The sequence below is a fragment of the Micromonospora sp. MGP-C2 genome (genome assembly GCF_057766525.1).
Map to the genome: position 1 here is coordinate 5,107,991 of NZ_JBYMEN010000002.1, position 18,977 is coordinate 5,126,967.

Genomic DNA, 18,977 nt, shown 5'->3' on the forward strand with positions numbered 1-18,977 from the left:
CACAGCGGGGGAGTGCGCCGTCCGGCGTCGTCCCACTCGGAGGTCGGCCCGGCCGACCCGAACGACCAGGAGCAGAGATGATCGAGACCAGGGGGCTGCGGAAGTCCTTCCGCTCCCGCGCGGGTCGAGAGACGAAGACGGTGGACGCCGTGCGGGGCGTCGACCTCAAGGTCACCGAGGGCGAGATCTTCGGCTTTCTCGGCCCGAACGGCGCAGGCAAGACCACCACGCTGCGGATGCTCGCCACGCTGATCGAGCCGGACGGCGGCGACGCCACCATCGCCGGCGCCGACCTGCGCAAGGACCCGGCCGAGGTGCGCCGACGGATCGGCTACGTCCCGCAGGGCGGCAGCACCTGGGACGAGTCCACCGCCCGCGAGGAGCTGGTGCTGCACGCCCGCATGTACGGCATCGGCAAGGCCGACGCGCAGCGCCGCGCCGCCCGCGCGCTGGACGCCTTCCAGCTCACCGAGTACGCCGACCGCAAGTGCAAGACCTACTCCGGTGGACAGCGCCGGCGGGTCGAGATCGCGCTCGGCATCATCCACGAGCCGAAGATCGTCTTCCTGGACGAGCCGACCACCGGCCTCGACCCGCAGAGCCGCGCGCACATGTGGGACGAGATCCGGCGGCTGCGCAACGACGGGATGACCGTCTTCATCACCACGCACTACCTGGACGAGGCCGACGCGCTCTGCGACCGGATCGCGATCATGGACAACGGCGAGATCGTGGCCGAGGGCACCCCCGCCGAGCTCAAGCGGGAGATCTCCGGCGACGTCGTGCTGGTCGGCCTCGACCTGGCCGCCACCCCGCAGGCCGCCCAGTCGCTCGACGGCGAGGCGTACGTCAACAAGCTGGAAACCGTTGACGAGGGCGGCCTGCGCCTCTACGTCGACGAGGGCGCCACCGCCATCCCGCAGGTGCTACGCCGACTCGACCACGCAGGCCTGGAGTTGCGCTCGATCGAGCTGCACCGACCCAGCCTGGACGACGTCTTTCTCACCAAGACCGGCCGCTCGCTGCGCGAGTCCTGACCACCCGGAGACCACTCATGAAATTCGCCCGTGACACGTGGCTGATCTTCCAGCGGCAGACCCAGTTGCTGCTGCGCAACCCGGTCTGGGTTTTCGTCGGCGTCTTCCAGCCGGTGATGTACCTGCTGCTCTTCGCCCCGCTGCTCAAGCCAGCCCTGAACGCACCCACCCAGGCCGCCGCCTACAAGATCTTCGTGCCCGGTCTGCTCGTCCTGCTGGCCATCTTCGGTGGCCTGTTCCAGGGCTTCGGCCTCATCGCCGAGCTGCGAGCCGGGGTCATCGAACGCTCCCGGGTCACCCCGATCAGCCGGCTCGCCCTGCTGCTCGGCCGCTCGCTGCGCGACGTGGTCTCACTTCTCGTGCAGGCCGTCATCATCACCCTGTTGGCGCTCCTGTTCGACCTGCGGGTGTTCATCGGTGACCTGCTGCTGGCGTACCTGATGCTGGCCCTCATCGCCCTCATGACCTCGGCCGTCTCCTACGGCGTGGCGCTCAAGGTCAAGAGCGAGGACGCGCTGGCCCCCCTGATGAACACCGTGGCACAGCCGGTGCTGCTGCTGTCCGGCATCCTGCTGCCGCTGACGTTCGCGCCCGGTTGGTTGCAGGGCATCGCCGACTGGAACCCGTTCTCCTGGGCGGTCGACGGCACCCGCGCGTTGTTCGCCGGTGACCTGGGCAGCGACAAGGTCTGGCAGGGCCTGAGCATCACCGCGGTGCTCGCCGTGCTGGGCGTCTACTGGGCGGCACGCCAGTTCGCCCGCAGCGTCCGCTAGAAGCTGGCCGGCCTGCCTGCCTGGCGCCGGCCTGCTTGCCTGCTCGTCCTTGATCGACTCGGTTTCCTGGAAGTCGGGGTGTCCTACCGCGTGGGATGCCGCGACTTCCAGGAACTCGAGTGGATCATCGCGCTCAGCGCACGCGGGCGAGGGTGAGGCCGTCCGCGATCGGCAGCATCACCGGGTCCACCCGTACGTCGGCGAGCACCTCGTCGTTGAAGGCGGCGATGGCACGGTCGCCTTCGTTCTGCGGCGCGAGGATCCGCCCGCCGCGCAGGACGTTGTCGACCGCGATCACTCCACCGGGCCGCATCCGGGGCACCAACTCGGCCCAGTAGACCGGGTAGCCCGTCTTGTCGGCGTCGATGAACGCGAAGTCCAGGTAGCGCTCGTGCGGCAACTCCCGCAACGTTTCCCCGGCCGGGCCGATCCGGAGGTCGATCCGGTCCTGCACACCGGCACGCGCCCAGTAGCGCCGGGCGATGCCGGTGAACTCCTCGGAGACGTCGAAGCAGGTCAGTTGCCCACCGTCGGGTAGCCCACGGGCGATCGCCAGCGACGACAGCCCGGTGAACGTGCCGACCTCGACGGCCTGCCGCACGTCGAGGAGCCGGGTCAGGAAGGTCAGGAAGGCCGCCTGCTCCGGTGCCACCTGCATGGAGGCGTGCTCCGGCAACACCGACCGGGTTTCCTCGGCCAGATCCTGGATGATCTCGTCGGGCGGAGCGCCGTGTGCGACAAGGTACGCGTGCAGCTCATCGGTGAGCGGGATCGACTTGGTGGTCATGACCGGACGTTACCGAGTGGCTCGACAGATTGGCCGCCCGGCGCGACCTTCGTCCAGAGGTCGGTGATCCGCAGATCGAGTTCGGCGAGGAGGCGGCGCAGCAGCGGCATCGACAACCCGACCACCGTGCCCGGGTCACCCTCGATCCGCTCCACGAACGCCCCACCGAGCCCGTCGATCGTGAACGCGCCGGCCACAGCCAGCGGCTCGCCACTGGCCACGTACGCGGTGATCTCGTCGTCGCTGATGTCTGCGAAGTGGACGGTCGTCGACGCGACCGCCTCCGCGCGCCGCCCGGCGACGACGTCGATCAGGCAGTGCCCACTGTGCAGAACACCGCTGCGCCCACGCATCCGCTGCCAACGCCGCGTCGCATCGGCCGGGTCCGCCGGCTTACCGAGGATCTCCCCGTCGAAGGCCAGCACCGAGTCACAGCCGATCACCAACGTGCGTTGATCGCTGGCCGCGCTCAGCCGGGTCAGCACCGCCTGTGCCTTGAGCCGCGCCAACTCCAGGCACAACTCCTCGGCCCGGTCGGTCACCACCAGGGATTCGTCCACCCCGCTGACCAGCACGTCCGGCTCGATGCCGGCGGCCTGGAGGGACTTACGACGGGCAGGGCTCGCCGAAGCGAGCACGAGGCGAAGCGGCAAAGAGTCAGACACGAGCCCGACGTTACCGGCAAGCCCTCCACCACGACTCAAGACCAACCGTGACCAAGGTCGATCGCCCCTGATCCTTTCGGGCTCGCCCTCGATCTCCTGGGGCTCGCCCTTGATCGACTCGGGTTCCTTGAAATCGGGGGTGTCCTGCTGGCCTGGATACCGCGACATCAAGAAGCCCGAGTCGATCAGCCTGCCGCAGACCGATCAGCGGCTAATTCTGGGCGGCGGATCATCGCTGCGGCGCCGACGCCGCGCCACCACCGCCCAAGCCACCCCGGCAGCCACGATCACGCCCAGAGTGGCCAGGCCTCGTGCCGTCGCGCCGCTGCCATCATCACCTGGCCGCCACCCGGCCGCCGTCGTCGACGGGCCAGCACCGGCCGGCGCGCTCACCGACTCAAACCCAAGCGGCGGTACGTCTGCCGTCAGTGCCGCCACCAGGTCGATCACGCCATAGCCGTACTCGTCGTCACGCCCAGGCGGGCCCTTGTCGACGGCGGTCGCAGTGAGCCGGTGCGCTACCTCACGTGCGGGCAGATAGGGGTACTTCGACCTGATCAAGGCCGCCGCCCCTGCCACGATCGCCGTCGCGTCGGAGGTCCCAGTCCCTTTGCGGTACTTGCCGTCGATGCTCGTGCTGTAGATGTCGACCGCAGGTGCGACCACGTCAATCTCCGGTCCGGTAACGGAGACAGCAGCGCGGTTCCCATCCCGGTCGACTCCACCAACAGCGATAACCTCTGGATAGCGTGCGGGATAGCCAACGTTTTGTGCCGAAGGCGTATTGCCAGCGCCGGCGACAACAAGTATGTCGGATTGCGCAGCTGTTCTAATTGCCTGCTGTAGTCGACCACTCGCGCTGCCGCCAATCGATACGCTGATGACGTCCGCGCCACTGCTGATAGCATATTCGATCGCGGCTGCCAGTGACTCTGTATCGCCCTCCCGGCCAGGGGGTGAGCAAAAGATCGGCAAGATCTTGGCTCTAGGTGCAATGCCAACTGCGCCTAATTTCCCTTCGCCGTGAGCAGCGATCAGTCCAGCCATGCCTGTCCCGTGACCGTCTTTGTCGGCAAGTCCATCCCCGCTGCCTCCAGGGATCACATCCTTGCCGGGAAGGAGGTTCCCTTGTAGGTCCGGGTGCTGATCTACGCCGCTATCCGGAAGTGCAACCGTAATTCCGTCGCCCTGATTAATCTTGTGCGCATCCGCGACCCTGAGAAATCCTAGGTGCCACTGCTCCGGGTTGGTGCGATTGTCAGGAATTTGAAAATTAGGTGCGGCAGTTCCCCCCGGAAGGGTTAACACCGCCAGGAAGGTGAGGACAAGAAATGATCTCACCGAGGAAGGCCGAGGGCGGGGCCTGGGTCGACCGGACCATCCTCGTCGGGCGGCAGCACGACTGGGGCTACTCCTTGCTCTGTTCTCCAAGGATGGTCAGGGTCCCACCTGTCTGGCTTCCCGTCGCCGTCATCGTGATGGGGTCGCCCAGCGCGAGCGGATGGGCTGCCCAAGCTCCAATTGGTGCCTGTGCCAGGGGCGCCACCAAGGGGCGGCATGCCATTTGCGCCACCGTGCGCACGCGGAGCACTCGGCCGTGAGCCTGCCCCTCCCGTTGGTGCTGTTCCAGCGCTACCACCCCCGATAACTCCCCCAACGGGATTGACTCGACGCGGTGGGGTTGAACCACTGTTCGGTTGACCAAGTCCTAGAGCGGGTGTTCCACCGATTAAGCCGCCAGGTGGCATCGGTCGGGGCGTTGTCGTTGGGCTGACCCCATTGCCTCTAGATCCCTCAGAAGTTTGTCGTCCAAGCGGTCCGCGTGGTTCAGTCGGCGCCCGGCCGATTCGCGACCCAGTGGGAGCGGGCCCGAGGTTTGGTGGCAGCCCCAAGCTTGAAGGCTGGTTTACCTGGCCCAACTGCGGAGAGCGTAGCGAGTCCTGGACTGGTGTAGCTGGCGTCATGCTTGCCCCGCCAAGTACAGGACCCACCCCAGTCGCTGTGGACAATCGCTCTGCTTGGGGATTGCTCGGCGGGCGTTCGGCTGGGTAACTCGGTCCCGATGGTCGAATCGGTACCGGAATAATAGGGGGAATTAGCGGAGCGGCTTCTACCGACGTAGTTGAAAGCTGCTCATCGATCCGGGGGGCGGGTCGTGGCGGTGGTTTTTGGAGCGTCGCTTGGGCTTGTTGCAGTTCTCCGCTGAGGCTGAACATCATGGCCCGTGCCTGCGAGTTCAGCCGTTCCAGCTCGCCATCCGTAACGGGCGCCTCGGTGACCCGGTTGCCCATCACGGCTTTCGGGTCGGCGGCCATCGAGTCGTACGCCTGCTTCTGCTGGAGCTTGGCCGCGTACTCCTCGTAGATCTTGCTGAGCGCGGCGCGGGTGGTGCCGATGGCCTGGGTGGCGGCGGACAGGGCGGTGTAGTTCGCGGCGGCTGCGTCGTGGGTGCGCCGAACCTTGTCGATCAGCTGGTCGAGTTCGGCGAGGTACGTGCTGGAGGCGGCGCTGGTCTCGGGTGGCCAGGCCTCGGCGAGCCCGCGCCGGTATTCCTGGAGGCGGCCGAGGTGGATCTGCGCCAGGTCGCAGACCTTGCGCCAGCCGGCGACCTGTTTCCAGTGGTTGGCGGTGTCGTGGTCGTGCAGGCAGGCCCACATGCTGTTGACGTCCATGAGCTGCCAGTCGGTGAGGCCGGAGGTGCGGCCGGTGCCCCGTTCGATCACGGCAGCACCACCGGTCCTTCGGCGTCGGGGCCGGTCGGGTCGGTCAGCATGGGTGTCGGGCGGCCGGACAGGACGGTGCTCGGGTCGGCGAGGGCCCGTCGCACGTCGACGACGCGGGCGGCGGTGAAGGCGTCGCTGTCGGCGTAGTGCGTGGCGACCCGATCGGCGGCGGCGGCCAGGTGGCCGGTGGCGCCCCGGACGGCGTACACCATGTCGGCGGTGGCCTGCTGCGTCTCGTGGTGCGCGTGCAGGAACGTGACCAGCTCGACGAACGCGTCGCACGGGTTGGGCAGCTTCGCGGACATGTCCTCGGCGATGTACGACAGGTGCGGCGCGTAGTTGCTCTCGACCTCGGCGGCCAGCCGGTCGGCGAAGTCGCGGAGCTGGCTGATGTCGGCCTCGATGCCGCCGTAACCGCGTAGCCAGGGCGCTGGCCGGCCCTCTTCGGGGATCATGGATCCTCCCTACCTGTGACGGCACCGCTTCCCTGAGTGAGGGTAACGGCTGGGCGTGCCCCTGGCAGCCCCCGCCCGGGCGGGTCGGGTCAGCGGGGCAGGCCGGCGGCGCGCCACCCGCGGGAGCTGGCCGGTCGGCCGCTGTGCGCCCAGGCGGACGTGGCCGCCGGTGCGGGGGCCGTGGCCGGGCGGGAGCGGACGACGATCGCCCCCACGAGGGCGGCCAGTTCCTCGGCGGTGGGTACGCCGCGGACGACCCGGATCAGCGGCTCTTCGGCAGACATGACGCCAGGGTACGCGGCGCGAAGTTGCGGGAAGCGGACAGTGGCGTGCCGGCGGTGTGAGCGTCGGCGGGTCCGGGTACCGTCTCACCGATGTCGAACGCGCTTCCCCAACTTGTCGCTGACCGATACCGGCTTCTGTCGCCGCTCGGCCAGGGCGGCATGGGCCGGGTGTGGAAGGCGCGCGACGAGGTGCTGCACCGGGACGTCGCCATCAAGGAGTTGGTGCCGCCGCCCGGTCTCACCGACGAGGAGCGCCGCGAGATGCGGGAGCGCTCGTTGCGGGAGGCCCGGGCCATCGCCCGGCTCAACCACGCCAATGTCGTCCGCATCTTCGACGTGCTGCGCACCGATGGCGATCCGTGGATCGTCATGGAGTACGTGGCGTCGAAGTCGTTGCAGGACACTCTCGCCGAAGACGGCCCGGTGTCGGTGGCCCAGACGGTGGAGATCGGCCTCGGTGTGCTGGGTGCCCTGAGCGCCGCGCACAAGGCGGGCGTCATGCACCGCGACGTCAAGCCGGGCAACGTGCTGCTCGGTGACGACGGCCGGGTGGTGTTGACCGATTTCGGTCTCGCCACGATCCCGGGTGACCCCAATGTGACCCGCACCGGCATGGTTCTCGGCTCACCGGCGTACATCTCCCCGGAGCGTGCCCGCGACGGCACCGCCGGGCCGGAGGCGGACCTGTGGTCGCTGGGCGCGACGCTCTACGCGGCCGTGGAGGGCAAGTCTCCGTACGCTCGGCCGTCGGCGATCGGCACCCTGGCCGCGCTGGCCACCGAGCCGATCCCGCCGCCGAAGAACGCCGGCCCGCTCAAGGCCGTGCTCAACGGGCTGCTGCGCAAGGACCCGAACGAGCGGATCACCGCCGAGGTGGCGGAGCGGTTGCTGCGCCGCGCCGGGGGCAAGCGGGCGCGCGGGATTTCACTGCTCGATGGCGTACGCCGGCCGGGGCCGAACGGCCCGCGCCAGCCGCGCCTGCCGGTGGTGCCGGCACCGCGACCTGCCGAGAGCGCCGACCGGCCGGTGTCGCCGCCGCCGGCCTCCGCCACAGCCTCGGTTGCCGCTGCTGCGGCCCCCGCTGGCGATGCCAAGCCGACGACCGTCGTCCCCTCCGGCGAGCATTCCGACCCGACCGCACCGGTGCCAGCCGACCCGACCGCGGTGGTGCCGGCCGAGCCGACCGCCACGATCGACAGCCCGTCCGATGCCGACCCGACCGCGAAGGTCACGGCCACGGCCGACACGACCGGCGACGGTACGACGAGCGTCGGCGACGGTACGGCGAACGTCGACGAAGAACCGACTGTGGTCGACGGACCGCCGGTGGCCCCGGAGCAGCGCAAGCCGACGACGCCGACGTCGCTCATGCCGCCGGTGAGTCCGGCCGGGCGTGCGGCGGTCCCGCCGTCGGACGGCACGAAGCCGAACAACACCCGACGCAACGTGCTGATCGGGGCGCTTGTGGCCCTGCTGCTGATCGGCCTCGTGGTGATCGTGCCGATGCTCACCAAGGGCGACGACAACGAGACCCCGCAGACCGGCCCGACGACCGGTGCGGCCGCGACGTCGGCGCCGGCGCAGTCCTCGGCTCCGGCGGCGCCTCCGCCCACCACGGGCGCACCGAGTGCGTCGCCCTCGGCCACGCCGTCGATCGACCCGAACGCGCTGCCGGCGGGTTGGAAGCTGCACGAGGGGCCGACCTTCTCCATTCCGCTCCCACCCGGCTGGAGCGGCCGTCAGACCAGCTCGGACACGGTCGTCTTCAACCAGTCCGGCGGGCCTGGCAAGTTGCTGGTCCAGTGGACCCCCAGCCCGAAGAAGGACGCGGTCGTCGACTGGAAGGGTCAGGAACCGTACCGCAAGGGCCGGGTCACCAACTATCAGTTGGTGGGCAGCATCAAGTCCTGCGACTGGTATCGGACCTGCGCCGACTGGGAGTGGCTGGAGAGCCGGGACGGCACCCGCATCCACGTGCGCAACCGGGGCTTCGTAACCGCCACCAACCGGGGTTACGCCATCCGGTGGGAGATCGCGGAGAAGGACTGGCAGGCCAACCTCGCCAACTTCGACCAGATCGTCAAGGGCTTCAAGCCCGATCGGGTCAACTGACAGGCGTTCCGCACCTGCGCGAACCTCTCTCGCATGTTCTTGCGTCGTTCGGGGTATCTGATCTCCAACGACGGAGGGAGGTGCGACATGGGTTACCGATACAGGAACGCCCGGCCCCGGCTGGCACTGTGGATGCTCGTCGCACTCGGCGATGTGGCACTGCTGCTGATCAGCGTTGGGCTTCCGGTACTCGTCGCGCTGTTCGGCGTCGTTGCCATCACCGTTGGTTCGGTGGGCGTCCGGCGGCTCAGCCGGCGGGACGCGCTGGTCCGCGAGGATGCTCCGGTGATGGTGCCGGCGTTGAGTCGGCGGCGGGCCTGACCCGTAGCCCGGTGTGTGGCGGCAGCCGGACCGATTGTCGACCGTTTGGTGACCGTCGATCCCGCTGCCGCCAACGGCCCGGTCAGGTGTTGTTGGCCAACGCGATCAGTCGGCTCCGGTCGCCGTTCCAGTAGTTGCGGTCCACGTTGCCGCTGATTCCCGAGACGGCCCCGGTGCTGGTGTACTGCCAGAAGCTCCACACCGACGCGCCTGCCGGTAGGGCACCCGGCGTGCTCGACCAGCGGGCCAGCCAGAGCGGGTGGTTCGCCCACGGGCCGGTCCAGCTGCCGGTGCACTGGTTCCACCAGCTGGCGGTGGTGTAGATGACCGCGTACCGGCCGGTGCGGGAGCGGTAGGTGTTCAGGAAGTCCTGCACCCAGTTGCGCATTCCGGTCGTGCTGAGCCCGTAGCAGTAGCCGCCAGCGTACGGGTTGCCCTCGATGTCCAGGGCCGCCGGCAGGGTGCGGCTGTCCGCCGACCAGGCGCCACCGTTGGAGGCCAGGTAGTTGGCCTGGGTGGAGCCGGCGGAGATGTTCGGCCGGGCGAAGTGGTACGCCCCGCGGATCACCCCGGCGTTGTACGAGTTGACGTAGTTCGCGTTGAAGCGCGGGTCCTTGTAGCTGGTGCCCTCGGTCGCCTTGATGAAGGCGAACTGGATGCCCGCGTTGCGGACGCTGGTCCAGTTGATGGCGCCCTGGTAGTTGGATACGTCGACGCCCGGGGTGGTGGCGGCGGACGCCGGTCCGGCGGTCGCGACCAGGGCCGCCGCCGCGGTGGCGAGGACGGTGAGGCCGGCCGCGAGTGCGCGGCGCAGCGATGATCGGGTACGGGCCATGAGTGCCTCCAAGGGGGTGACTCTATCGACAACCATCTTTGAAGCTAAGTGCCCTAGATCGCAAGGCGAGCAGAGAAAAGCTTCATCGGCGGGTCGTGAAGGCCCCGTGGTCGTGGAGGGTGGTTCAGCGGAGAGTGGCCGGGTCGAGCTGCCAACGGAACGGCTCGACGACGGTCAGAGTCTCGCCCGGCTTTGCCACCTGGTCCTCGACGTAGTGCTCACCGTCCAGCCGGAACAGCCGCAATGAGTGACCGTCCCCGTCCTGCTCGACCAGCAGATACCAGGGGATTCGCGCAATGGCGTAGAGCTGCATCTTGACCAGCCGGTCGGCGGCGGCGTTGCCGGGCGAGACGATCTCGCAGACGAGCACCACCTCGGCAGCCTCCACCGCCGTGCCCTCGTCGTCGGTGTCCGCAACAACCACATCGGGGATGACGATCCGATCCACCCCGAGTCGAACGTTGACCGCCTCGAAGACGAGGAGGGATTGTGGTCGCACCGCTCGACGCAGGCTGTAGACGAGTTCCCACGACACCAACTGGTGCCGCTTGCTCGGGGCAGGGCTCACGATCAGGCTCCCGTCGAGCAGCTCGATCCGGTCCGGGGTTTCACCCAAGGCGAAGTAGTCGGCCTCGGTCCAGAGCCCGACATGGTGTCCCAGGGGTTCGGCACTCATCGGCGCTCACCTCCCGCTTCACTCGCCGCCCGATCAGTTTCACAGGATACGAGCCGGTGCCTCGGGAGCGACACGGAACGCCGCCGGTAGGCTCGCGCCCCATGATGTCGATGGACGGGCTGGGCGACCTGTGGGACACGCTGTTCGGTGCGCAGCCGGACCCGCCCCCGCTGCTGGTGCTGATCACCGCGGCCGTCGCGCTGGTGGTGGTGTCCACCCGACTGCCCTGGCGGATCGCCCGTAACGCCATCACCATCGCCCACGAGGGCGGGCACGCGCTCGTCGCCCTGCTCACCGGCCGCAAGCTGCGCGGTATCCGGCTGCACTCGGACACCTCGGGGCTCACGCTCTCCGCAGGGCGACCCACCGGCCCCGGCATGATCCTCACCCTGCTCGCCGGATACGTCGCCCCACCCCTGGTCGGGTTGGCCGGTGCGTGGCTGCTCGGCGGCAACCGGATCACCCTGCTGCTCTGGGTCGCTGTGGCGCTGCTGCTCGCCATGCTCATCATGATCCGCAACGCCTTCGGCGTGGTGTCGCTGCTGGTCACCGGCGCGCTGGTGTTCGCCGTCTCCTGGTACGCCACCCCGCAGGTGCAGGCCGCGTTCGCGTACGCCGGGGTGTGGTTTCTGCTGCTCGGCGGGGTGCGCCCGGTGGTGGAGCTGCAACGGCTGCGGTCGCGCGGCCGGATGCCCGCCTCCGACGCCGACCAGCTCGCGGGGCTGACCCCGTTCCCGGCGTTCTTCTGGGTGACCGTCTTCGCCCTGGTCAACCTGGCCGCCCTGATCACGGGCGCCCTGCTCCTGACCGGCCCGATCCTCACCGATGCAGGCCTGACGCTCAACCCCCCGGCCTCCGTTCGGGTCGATCAAGGAGTTGTGGTGGGCCGCGAAAGCCGCAATACCTCCGCAGCCAGGCACCACAACTCCATGATCGACGGCGGGAGGGGTGGCGGCGGGCAGAATGGGCGTCATGCGGTACGTGATCATTGGCGCGGGTGCGGTAGGCGGGACCATCGGCGTACGGCTCGCCGAGGCCGGCCGGGACGTGACACTGGTGGCCAGGGGCGCTCACCTGGACGCGATTCGTGCGCGGGGTCTGACCCTGCGGCAGCCCGACGGTGAGGTGACCGCCCGGCTCACCGCCGTGGATGGGCCCGACGAGCGGCCACTGCCTTCGGACACGGTGCTGGTGCTCACCGTCAAGTCGCAGGACACCGCCGGTGCGCTGGCCGCCTGGGTGGACGCCCCGGTGGTCGGCGGCGGTACGGCGGGCGAGCGGTTGCCGCTGGTGACCGCCCAGAACGGGGTGGCGAACGAGCGAGCGGCGCTACGCCTCTTCGCCGACGTGCACCCGGTCTGTGTCTGGCTGCCGGCCACCCATCTGGACCCGGGCGTGGTTGTCGCCAACGGCTACCCGCACCCCGGGATGCTCCACATCGGTCGCTACCCGGGCGGCGCCGACGACAGCGACCGGGCCATCGCCGCGGATCTGGACGCCGCCGGTTTCGTCGCCCCGGTGCGCGCGGACGTGCTGCGCTGGAAGTACGGCAAGCTGCTCAGCAACCTCGGCAACGGCCTCCAGGCGCTGCTCGGGCAGGGCATCCCGGACGCGCTGGTTGAGCGGGTACGCGGCGAAGGTGTCGCCGCGCTCGCCGCCGCCGGGATCGCGCACACCTCGCCGGAGGAGGAGAAGGTCGAACGCGGTGACCTGGTAGGGCAGCGCCCGGTCGACGGGGAGGCCCGCTCGGGTGGCTCCACCTGGCAGAGCCTGGCCCGGGGCACCGGCTCGACCGAGGTCGACCACCTCAACGGCGAGATCGCGCTGCTGGGCCGGCTGCACGGCGTGGCGACGCCGGTCAACGTCGCCGTCCAGCGGGCCGTACGCCGGGCGGTCCGCGAGCGAATCGCGGCCGGGGCGTTCCCGCTCGTCGAGCTGGAGAAGATGATCGGCTGATCGGGGCAACCGACGACCCTGCCCGGCGCGTGTTCCCTGCGAGCGACACGGGGAGGTAGCGGGTGCCGGACGTCGACGGGTTCGACGAGTTCTACCGGGGGAGCCGTCAACGGCTGCTCGGGTTCGTCTACGCCCTCACCGGCGACCGGGGCGAGGCACAGGACGCCGTGCAGGAGGCGTACATCCGGGCGTGGCAGCGCTGGTCGACGGTGAGCCGGTACGACGAGCCGGAGGCGTGGGTGCGGGTCGTGGCCAGCCGCATCGCGGTCAGCCGGTGGCGCAGCCTGCGCAGTCGTGCTCGCGCGTATCTGCGACACGGGGCCGTCGAGACCGTCCCCGGCCCGGGCACCGACACCGTCGAGGTGGTCGCCGCGCTGCGTCTGCTGCCCGAGGAGCAACGCGTCGCCATCGCCCTGTACTACCTGGTCGGCATGCCGGTCGCCGAGGTGGCACGGGAGACCGCGGCCCCGGTGGGCACGGTCAAGGCTCGACTCTCCCGGGGGCGCGCCGCGCTCGCCGGCCTGCTCGCCGTCTCTGAGCTGGAGGAGGCCACCGATGCGTGACGAACCGACCTTCGTCGAACACGTCCGGCGGGACCTGCTCGACGTGCGCTGGCCGGAGCCGCAGGAGATCCGCGCCCGAGCCCGTCGCCGCAGCCAGCGCAGGATCGTGGTGTCCACCGTCGTGCTGGCCCTCGCCGGGGTTTCCGCCGTGGCGGTCGCCGCGCCGAGGACGTCCCCGCCATTGGTTCAGCCGGCAGCCTCCGCCTCGCCGACCCGGCACGAGATCACCACCGACGCCCTGCTCCAGCCGACCGACCTGCCGGAGCCGGTTTACGTGCAGCTCAGCCAGGCAGGGCTGGGCGAGCCGGTCCGGCTGGACGACACGCTCCTCCGTTGCCGGACGAGCCAGGGGCAATCGGACGGCTGGCAGATGTCCGTCCTGTCCCGTTCACAGACCCTCATGCGGAAGGCCACTCAGGGCGTCCTGGTGCCGGGCGACGCCCTGGTCATGCAGGATCTCTTCAGGCTGGAACCACAGACGGCTCGACAGCTCTTCACCAGTCTGGACGACCTGGTCGCGCCGTGCGCCGAGTGGCGAAGCGTCGAGCAGTGGGAGTTGGCGGGCACGGAGACGGTGGACAGCACCCACACCGTGGAGGTGGTCCACCGGTGGGCGGTGGTGCAGCGGGGCTTCGCGGGGGACGACGCCGCCATCCTGCGGGACACGTTCACGGCTGCTCGGGACGTGCAGACCGGGCAGACGTTCGGCAATGCACCGCCGCCGACCCTCCTGGCCGTCGTCCGGGTCGGTGACACTGTCTCGCTGCTCCGCATCGCAGATGGCGGCACCGAGGCGAAACTCCGCCAGCTCGCCGTGGCGGCGGCAGCCCGGATGTGCGCCGCCGCCAACCCGGCCTGCTGACCCCAACCGAGGCGCTCGACCCGAGCAACACGCGGCGATGATCCGCACAACATCAGGGATGTTGGTGCCTCCCGGCGCCGGGAGGCAGCAACAACGCTGAAGTTGCGCGGATCAGGCGCGGATCAGGCGCGATCAGCGCCGCAGGGGCCGCGACAAGGGCTCAGAGCGGGATGTTGCCGTGCTTCTTCGGGGGCAGGGTCTCCCGCTTGGTGCGCAGCACGCGCAGCGCCCGGACGATCTGGGTGCGCGTCTCGTGTGGGGGGATCACCGAGTCGATGTATCCGCGCTCGGCCGCCACGTACGGGTTGGCCAGGGTGTCCTCGTACTCGGCGATCTTTTCGGCCCGGACCGCCGCCGGGTCGTCGGCGCCTGCCAGTTCGGAGCGGTAGAGGATGTTCACCGCGCCCTGCGCGCCCATCACGGCGATCTGGGCGGTCGGCCACGCGAAGTTCAGGTCCGCGCCGAGATGCTTGGAACCCATCACGTCGTACGCCCCGCCGTACGCCTTGCGGGTGATCACGGTGACCTTGGGGACGGTCGCCTCGGCGTACGCGTAGATGAGCTTGGCGCCCCGGCGGATGATGCCGTCCCACTCCTGGCCGGTGCCGGGCAGGAAGCCGGGCACGTCCACGAAGGTCAGCACCGGGATGTTGAACGCGTCGCAGGTGCGGACGAACCGGGCGGCCTTCTCCGAGGCGGCGATGTCCAGGGTGCCGGCGAAGTGCATCGGCTGGTTGGCCACCACGCCCACCGGCCGTCCCTCGACCCGGCCGTAGCCGACCACGATGTTCTGCGCGTAGAGCGGCTGGACCTCCAGGAACTCCCCGTCGTCGAGGACGTGCTCGATCACCGTGTGCATGTCGTACGGCTGGTTGGCCGAGTCCGGGATCAGGGTGTCCAGGGCCCGGTCCTCGTCGCTGACGGTCAGGTCGGCGGGAGCCTCGAGGACCATCGGCTCGTCGAGGTTGTTCGACGGCAGGTACGACAGCAGTGCCTTGACGTAGTCGACCGCGTCCTCCTCGTCGCTGGCGAGGTAGTGCGCGTTGCCGCTGCGGGAGTTGTGCGTGCGTGCCCCGCCCAGCTCCTCCATGCCGACGTCCTCGCCGGTCACCGTCTTGATCACGTCGGGGCCGGTGATGAACATGTGCGAGGTCTGGTCGACCATCACGGTGAAGTCGGTGACCGCCGGGGAGTAGACGGCGCCGCCGGCGCAGGGCCCCATCACCAGAGAGATCTGCGGGATGACGCCGGAGGCCCGCACGTTGCGGAAGAAGATCTCACCGTAGAGGCCGAGCGAGACCACGCCCTCCTGGATGCGCGCGCCACCGGAGTCGTTGATGCCGACCACCGGGCAGCCGATCTTCATGGCGAGGTCCATCACCTTGACGATCTTCTGGCCGAAGACCTCGCCGAGCGAGCCGCCGAAGACCGTGAAGTCCTGGGCGAAGACGCACACCTGCCGGCCGTCCACCGTGCCGTAGCCGGTGACCACACCGTCGCCGTACGGGCGGTTCTTCTCCAGCCCGAAGGCCGTGGACCGGTGCCGGGCCAACTCGTCGAGTTCGACGAAGGAGCCCTCGTCGAGCAGCATCTCGATTCGCTCGCGGGCGGTCTTCTTGCCGCGCGCATGCTGCTTCTCGACCGCGCGGGCCGACCCGGCGTGCACCGCCTCGTCGACCCGGCGCTCCAGGTCCGCCAGCTTGCCGGCAGTGCTGTGGATGTTGGTCCCGGTCTCGGTAGTCACCCAGGGAATATAACGATGGTTCAGGTCGGTGCCGCTGTGCAGTACGCCTCAGTGCCGCCGTGGCGACCGTCGTAGGCTGGCGGAATGTCGGGCTCCCCGTACACCAATCTGGACCGCCCGCCGCTGTCGGCGGCCCGGCTGAGCCGCGCGTTGATCGCGCCGAACGGGCCGTGGGCCCGGCTGGAGCTGCGCGCCGAGACCGGCTCCACCAACGCCGACGTGGCCGAGGCCGCCCGGGCCGGCGAGCCCGAGGGCCTGGTCGTGGTCGCCGAGCAGCAGACCGCCGGGCGCGGCCGGCGCGGTCGGGTCTGGCAGTCGCCGGCGCGCGCCGGCATCGCCACCAGCGTGCTGCTGCGACCCGGCGAGGCCGTGCCGGACCGCGGCTGGCTGCCGGTGACACCCACGGGGTACGGGTGGCTGCCGTTGCTGGCCGGGGTGGCGCTGGTGGAGGCGGTGGCCCGGTTGGCCGAGCTGGAAGCCTCCCTGAAGTGGCCCAACGACCTGCTGATCGACGGCGCGAAGTGTGCGGGCGTGTTGGCCGAGGTCGTGCCGGGTCGTTCGCCCGACGAACCGCCGGCCATCGTGCTCGGCATCGGGCTGAACGTGACGCTGCGCGCCGACGAGCTGCCGGTCAACCCGACCGGGTTGCCGGCCACCTCGCTGCAGCTGGCCGGCGCGGTGGCAACCGACCGGGACCCGCTGCTGCGGGCCCTGCTGCGCGCGGTGGCCGAGTGGTACGACCGTTGGCGTTCGGCGGGCGGCGACGCGGTGGCCAGCGGCCTGCGTGACGCCTACCTGGCGGCGTGCGGAACGGTTGGTCGTGAGGTGCGCGTCCTGCTCCCCGACGGGGAGGTTCTGACCGGCACCGCCACCGGGGTGGACCGGGACGGCCAGCTTCAGGTGGCCACCCCGACGGCCACCCGCACCCTGGCCGCTGGAGACGTCCTCCACCTGCGCTGATCCACCCTCCCGCGATCTTGCGGTCGCCGCCCACGCGCGACGGGCGAGAGCCGCAGGGCGGCGCCCCGACGTGCATGATCGGGAAGAGCGGGGTGGGGCCGCGTGGCGGATGTTGTGGTGGGCCCTGGGGGGTTTACCGTCTGCGCGTCGAGAAGAAGGCGTTGGAGGTTCCCCGTGGCGTTTCCAGAAGACGTGCTCACCAAGGACGAGCACGTCGTGCTGCACCTGCATCCGCACTGGAAGGCACTGATCCGGCCGATCGTGGTGCTGGTGCTGGCCATCGCCGCGGTGGTGGTCGGCGTGCTCCTGCTGCCCGAGAGCAGCGGTGGTTCGATCGCGATCGCCGTGATCGGGGTGGTCGCCCTGGTCGCGGTGCTCTGGCTCGGTCTGTGGCCGTTCCTGGTCTGGCGGACCACCCACTACCTGTTCACCAACGAGCGCGTGCTGCTCCAGCAGGGTGTCTTCTCCCGGGACCGGCGGGACCTCCCACTCACCCGGATCAACGACCACTCGATGAACCAGCACTTCTTCGAGCGGCTGCTCGGCTGCGGCACGCTCACCATCGAGTCGGCCGGCGAGCGCGGCCAGTCGGTGCTCGCCGACGTGCCGGGGGTCGGCCGGGTGCAGACCACCCTGTACGAGCTGGTCGAGGCACAGCACGACAAGCACTCGCTGGGTGACGGGGAGATGCGCGACATCCTCGCCGACATGCGCGAGGGAAAGCCGCTGCGCGACACCACGACCTGATCGTCCGCGCCGACTGAGGCCCGCCCTGGCCGGAGTCGGGGCGGGTCAGTCGTGTGGTTCGGCCTTCGTCGGGCCGCCTTCGGGCTGTTCGGGCCCGTCCGGGCTGGTCTCGGCTGGGTCGGTCCCGTCCGGGCTGGTCTCGGCTGGGTCGCTCGCGGGCTGGTCAGCGCCGGTCGGGCCGTCGTCGGGCCGGTCAGTCTCGGGCAGATCCGCCTCGGGTGGGTCGGCCGGGCCGGCTGGTTCGGCTTCGGTCGGTCGGGCGGCGAACCAGCCACGGAAGCGGGTCCGCAGCACCTCCTGCTCGGGCCGGTCGTCCGGGCCGAGGCGCAGCATGGTGCCGGTGAGGCTGACGGTGCCCAGCCCTGGGCGGGCGGTGGACGGCCGGGCGCCCATCACGTCGACCCGGACGGCGAGCCGGTCCCCGGCGCGCACCGGAGCGAGCCAGCGCAGCTCCTCCAGACCGGGGGAGGCGTCCGCGGCCGCCCGGGACAGCAGGTGGTCGACGTACGCGCGCATGAACAGGCTGACCGTGTAGAAGCCACTCGCGATCAACCCGCCGTGCCGGCTCTCCCCGGCCAGGTCGGTATCGACGTGGTACCACTGCGGGTCGAAGCGGCGGGCGAAGGCGACCATCTCGTCGCCGTCCACGGTGACCACGCCGAGATCGACGGTGAGCCCCGGGACGAGATCCTCGAAGAACAGCTCGGCGGGTTGCCCGGTGCCGGAGCGCGCGGCGGGTGTCGTCACCGGCGGGGCGAACGGCGGGTGCCGACGTGCATTTCCGCGGCGAGTTCCGCGTCCAGGTCGGCGGCGGGGCTGACGCTCAGCGGCGTGGCCCGACCCTGGGTGGGTGCGCCGGGCGGTAGGTCACCGCGTTGCACGGACTCCGCTTCCTCCAGCTCGGACACGGACTCGGCGAGCTCGGCGACCGGGTCCATCTCCGCCATGGTGTCCCACTCGTCGCGCGGGATGCCGTGCCAGGTGGAGTCGGGCTTCGTCTCCTCCTCGACCGGTGCGACGGGTTGGAAGACGAAGGTCCGGTAGGACCAGAACCGGAACAGCGTGGCCAGCAGGACACCGACGGTCTTGGCCACGTTCAGTGCCAGGAGGCCGTGTACGCCGAGGCCGTACTTGGCTGCGGCCACGGCACCAAGCTCAATGAGCAGACCGGCACCGTTGAATAGGAAGAAAAGGATGTATTCCCGGCGAAGTGCCGATTTCGGGCGATCTCGGTACGTCCAGTGCCGATTCATCAGGTACGACGTGATCGTGGCGACGATGGTCGCGATCACGGTCGCCTTCAACTGACCATTGACGAAAACAGTCAGTGCAAGGGCATTGAACACCGCGTAATTGATGACAGTGTTGATGCCGCCGACGATGCCGAACTTGAGCGCCTCGTGGATGAACTTCTGCCAGCGCTCAGGCAGCAGACGGACAAGACGCATGCGAAACACCTTAGGGCAGTTGGTGCGGC

General features: G+C 69.8%; 19 protein-coding genes and 1 pseudogene. 10 read left to right on the forward strand and 10 right to left on the reverse strand.

The features are described from left to right. Positions 1–77: 77 nt before the first annotated feature. Together AC3CF1_RS23555 and AC3CF1_RS23560 are read left to right on the forward strand one after the other, a co-directional pair. The gene (locus AC3CF1_RS23555; protein WP_088946185.1) at positions 78–1,037 is read left to right on the forward strand and encodes an ATP-binding cassette domain-containing protein; all 960 of its coding nucleotides are present in this window, start codon (positions 78–80) and stop codon (positions 1,035–1,037) included. A gap of 17 nt (positions 1,038–1,054) precedes the next feature. After that, the gene (locus AC3CF1_RS23560; RefSeq protein ID WP_088946186.1) at positions 1,055–1,810 is read left to right on the forward strand and encodes an ABC transporter permease; all 756 of its coding nucleotides are present in this window, start codon (positions 1,055–1,057) and stop codon (positions 1,808–1,810) included. Positions 1,811–1,943: 133 nt separating this feature from the next. Here the strand turns inward: AC3CF1_RS23560 and AC3CF1_RS23565 are convergent, their stop codons facing one another. The 5 genes from AC3CF1_RS23565 to AC3CF1_RS23585 all read right to left on the reverse strand — a co-directional run bounded on the left by AC3CF1_RS23565 (position 1,944) and on the right by AC3CF1_RS23585 (position 6,724). Then, entirely contained in the window at positions 1,944–2,597 is a 654-nt protein-coding gene (locus tag AC3CF1_RS23565; protein ID WP_210793273.1) for an O-methyltransferase, read from the reverse strand. Further along, positions 2,594–3,262 carry a Maf family protein gene (locus AC3CF1_RS23570; protein WP_488451272.1) on the reverse strand — a complete coding sequence of 223 codons (669 nt, stop codon included), beginning with the start codon at positions 3,260–3,262 and terminating at the stop codon, positions 2,594–2,596. The genes AC3CF1_RS23565 and AC3CF1_RS23570 overlap by 4 nt, the downstream gene beginning before the upstream one ends. Before the next feature lie 204 nt (positions 3,263–3,466). After that, positions 3,467–4,603 carry a type VII secretion-associated serine protease mycosin gene (gene mycP / locus AC3CF1_RS23575; RefSeq protein WP_435794525.1) on the reverse strand — a complete coding sequence of 379 codons (1,137 nt, stop codon included), beginning with the start codon at positions 4,601–4,603 and terminating at the stop codon, positions 3,467–3,469. 1,378 nt (positions 4,604–5,981) lie between these two features. Then, complete coding sequence (locus AC3CF1_RS23580) at positions 5,982–6,440, reverse strand: hypothetical protein (protein ID WP_488451273.1); 459 nt, start codon at positions 6,438–6,440, stop codon at positions 5,982–5,984. A gap of 89 nt (positions 6,441–6,529) precedes the next feature. Then, on the reverse strand, positions 6,530–6,724 hold the full coding sequence (locus AC3CF1_RS23585; RefSeq protein WP_488451274.1) for an acyl-CoA carboxylase epsilon subunit: 195 nt from the start codon (positions 6,722–6,724) through the stop codon (positions 6,530–6,532). Between the two features lie 90 nt (positions 6,725–6,814). Between AC3CF1_RS23585 and AC3CF1_RS23590 the strand changes: the two genes are divergently transcribed. Further along, positions 6,815–8,836: a protein kinase domain-containing protein gene (locus AC3CF1_RS23590; RefSeq protein ID WP_488451275.1), complete on the forward strand. Its 2,022-nt coding sequence runs from the start codon at positions 6,815–6,817 to the stop codon at positions 8,834–8,836. A gap of 87 nt (positions 8,837–8,923) precedes the next feature. After that, positions 8,924–9,157: a hypothetical protein gene (locus tag AC3CF1_RS23595; protein WP_488451276.1), complete on the forward strand. Its 234-nt coding sequence runs from the start codon at positions 8,924–8,926 to the stop codon at positions 9,155–9,157. 82 nt (positions 9,158–9,239) lie between these two features. On the opposite strand, the gene AC3CF1_RS23600 is transcribed toward AC3CF1_RS23595, so the two are convergent. Beyond that, entirely contained in the window at positions 9,240–9,992 is a 753-nt protein-coding gene (locus tag AC3CF1_RS23600; RefSeq protein WP_210793268.1) for a GH25 family lysozyme, read from the reverse strand. Between the two features lie 124 nt (positions 9,993–10,116). Next, complete coding sequence (locus AC3CF1_RS23605) at positions 10,117–10,668, reverse strand: Uma2 family endonuclease (protein ID WP_328380904.1); 552 nt, start codon at positions 10,666–10,668, stop codon at positions 10,117–10,119. A gap of 101 nt (positions 10,669–10,769) precedes the next feature. On the opposite strand from AC3CF1_RS23605, the pseudogene AC3CF1_RS23610 reads away from it, so the two are divergent. From AC3CF1_RS23610 to AC3CF1_RS23625, 4 genes and pseudogenes are all read left to right on the forward strand, one after another. Further along, a pseudogene (locus AC3CF1_RS23610) lies at positions 10,770–11,507 on the forward strand (M50 family metallopeptidase); the annotation flags it as partial. 133 nt (positions 11,508–11,640) lie between these two features. Then, entirely contained in the window at positions 11,641–12,624 is a 984-nt protein-coding gene (locus AC3CF1_RS23615; RefSeq protein ID WP_488451277.1) for a ketopantoate reductase family protein, read from the forward strand. A 62-nt stretch (positions 12,625–12,686) separates the two neighbouring features. Then, complete coding sequence (locus AC3CF1_RS23620; RefSeq protein ID WP_488451278.1) at positions 12,687–13,187, forward strand: SigE family RNA polymerase sigma factor; 501 nt, start codon at positions 12,687–12,689, stop codon at positions 13,185–13,187. Next, positions 13,180–14,049, forward strand: coding sequence for a hypothetical protein (locus AC3CF1_RS23625; RefSeq protein WP_488451279.1), 870 nt, complete (start codon positions 13,180–13,182; stop codon positions 14,047–14,049). Before AC3CF1_RS23620 ends, AC3CF1_RS23625 begins: the two co-directional genes overlap by 8 nt. A 160-nt stretch (positions 14,050–14,209) precedes the next feature. Here the strand turns inward: AC3CF1_RS23625 and AC3CF1_RS23630 are convergent, their stop codons facing one another. After that, positions 14,210–15,793 (reverse strand): acyl-CoA carboxylase subunit beta, encoded by a 1,584-nt coding sequence (locus tag AC3CF1_RS23630; protein ID WP_354983458.1) that lies wholly within the window; start codon positions 15,791–15,793, stop codon positions 14,210–14,212. 84 nt (positions 15,794–15,877) lie between these two features. Here AC3CF1_RS23630 and AC3CF1_RS23635 point away from each other — a divergent pair, with 84 nt between their 5' ends. Both AC3CF1_RS23635 and AC3CF1_RS23640 read left to right on the forward strand, forming a co-directional pair. Next, complete coding sequence (locus AC3CF1_RS23635; RefSeq protein ID WP_210793261.1) at positions 15,878–16,753, forward strand: biotin--[acetyl-CoA-carboxylase] ligase; 876 nt, start codon at positions 15,878–15,880, stop codon at positions 16,751–16,753. A 174-nt stretch (positions 16,754–16,927) separates the two neighbouring features. Then, positions 16,928–17,500 (forward strand): PH domain-containing protein, encoded by a 573-nt coding sequence (locus AC3CF1_RS23640; protein WP_355162768.1) that lies wholly within the window; start codon positions 16,928–16,930, stop codon positions 17,498–17,500. 45 nt (positions 17,501–17,545) lie between these two features. On the opposite strand, the gene AC3CF1_RS23645 is transcribed toward AC3CF1_RS23640, so the two are convergent. Both AC3CF1_RS23645 and AC3CF1_RS23650 read right to left on the reverse strand, forming a co-directional pair. Then, positions 17,546–18,247 carry a MaoC/PaaZ C-terminal domain-containing protein gene (locus AC3CF1_RS23645; RefSeq protein WP_355162770.1) on the reverse strand — a complete coding sequence of 234 codons (702 nt, stop codon included), beginning with the start codon at positions 18,245–18,247 and terminating at the stop codon, positions 17,546–17,548. Next, on the reverse strand, positions 18,244–18,948 hold the full coding sequence (locus AC3CF1_RS23650; protein WP_354983508.1) for a GtrA family protein: 705 nt from the start codon (positions 18,946–18,948) through the stop codon (positions 18,244–18,246). The genes AC3CF1_RS23645 and AC3CF1_RS23650 overlap by 4 nt, the downstream gene beginning before the upstream one ends. Between the last annotated feature and the right edge of the window lie 29 nt (positions 18,949–18,977).

Excerpts from the sequence above, each read along its gene's own strand:
- AC3CF1_RS23635 (WP_210793261.1), top strand. The coding sequence starts at position 15,878 with ATGTCGGGCTCCCCGTACACCAATCTGGACCGCCCGCCGCTGTCGGCG.
- AC3CF1_RS23590 (WP_488451275.1), top strand. The coding sequence starts at position 6,815 with ATGTCGAACGCGCTTCCCCAACTTGTCGCTGACCGATACCGGCTTCTG.
- AC3CF1_RS23600 (WP_210793268.1), bottom strand. The coding sequence starts at position 9,992 with ATGGCCCGTACCCGATCATCGCTGCGCCGCGCACTCGCGGCCGGCCTC.
- AC3CF1_RS23560 (WP_088946186.1), top strand. The coding sequence starts at position 1,055 with ATGAAATTCGCCCGTGACACGTGGCTGATCTTCCAGCGGCAGACCCAG.
- AC3CF1_RS23605 (WP_328380904.1), bottom strand. The coding sequence starts at position 10,668 with ATGAGTGCCGAACCCCTGGGACACCATGTCGGGCTCTGGACCGAGGCC.
- AC3CF1_RS23555 (WP_088946185.1), top strand. The coding sequence starts at position 78 with ATGATCGAGACCAGGGGGCTGCGGAAGTCCTTCCGCTCCCGCGCGGGT.
- AC3CF1_RS23580 (WP_488451273.1), bottom strand. The coding sequence starts at position 6,440 with ATGATCCCCGAAGAGGGCCGGCCAGCGCCCTGGCTACGCGGTTACGGC.
- AC3CF1_RS23565 (WP_210793273.1), bottom strand. The coding sequence starts at position 2,597 with ATGACCACCAAGTCGATCCCGCTCACCGATGAGCTGCACGCGTACCTT.
- AC3CF1_RS23650 (WP_354983508.1), bottom strand. The coding sequence starts at position 18,948 with ATGCGTCTTGTCCGTCTGCTGCCTGAGCGCTGGCAGAAGTTCATCCAC.
- AC3CF1_RS23625 (WP_488451279.1), top strand. The coding sequence starts at position 13,180 with ATGCGTGACGAACCGACCTTCGTCGAACACGTCCGGCGGGACCTGCTC.
- AC3CF1_RS23595 (WP_488451276.1), top strand. The coding sequence starts at position 8,924 with ATGGGTTACCGATACAGGAACGCCCGGCCCCGGCTGGCACTGTGGATG.
- AC3CF1_RS23585 (WP_488451274.1), bottom strand. The coding sequence starts at position 6,724 with ATGTCTGCCGAAGAGCCGCTGATCCGGGTCGTCCGCGGCGTACCCACC.
- AC3CF1_RS23615 (WP_488451277.1), top strand. The coding sequence starts at position 11,641 with ATGCGGTACGTGATCATTGGCGCGGGTGCGGTAGGCGGGACCATCGGC.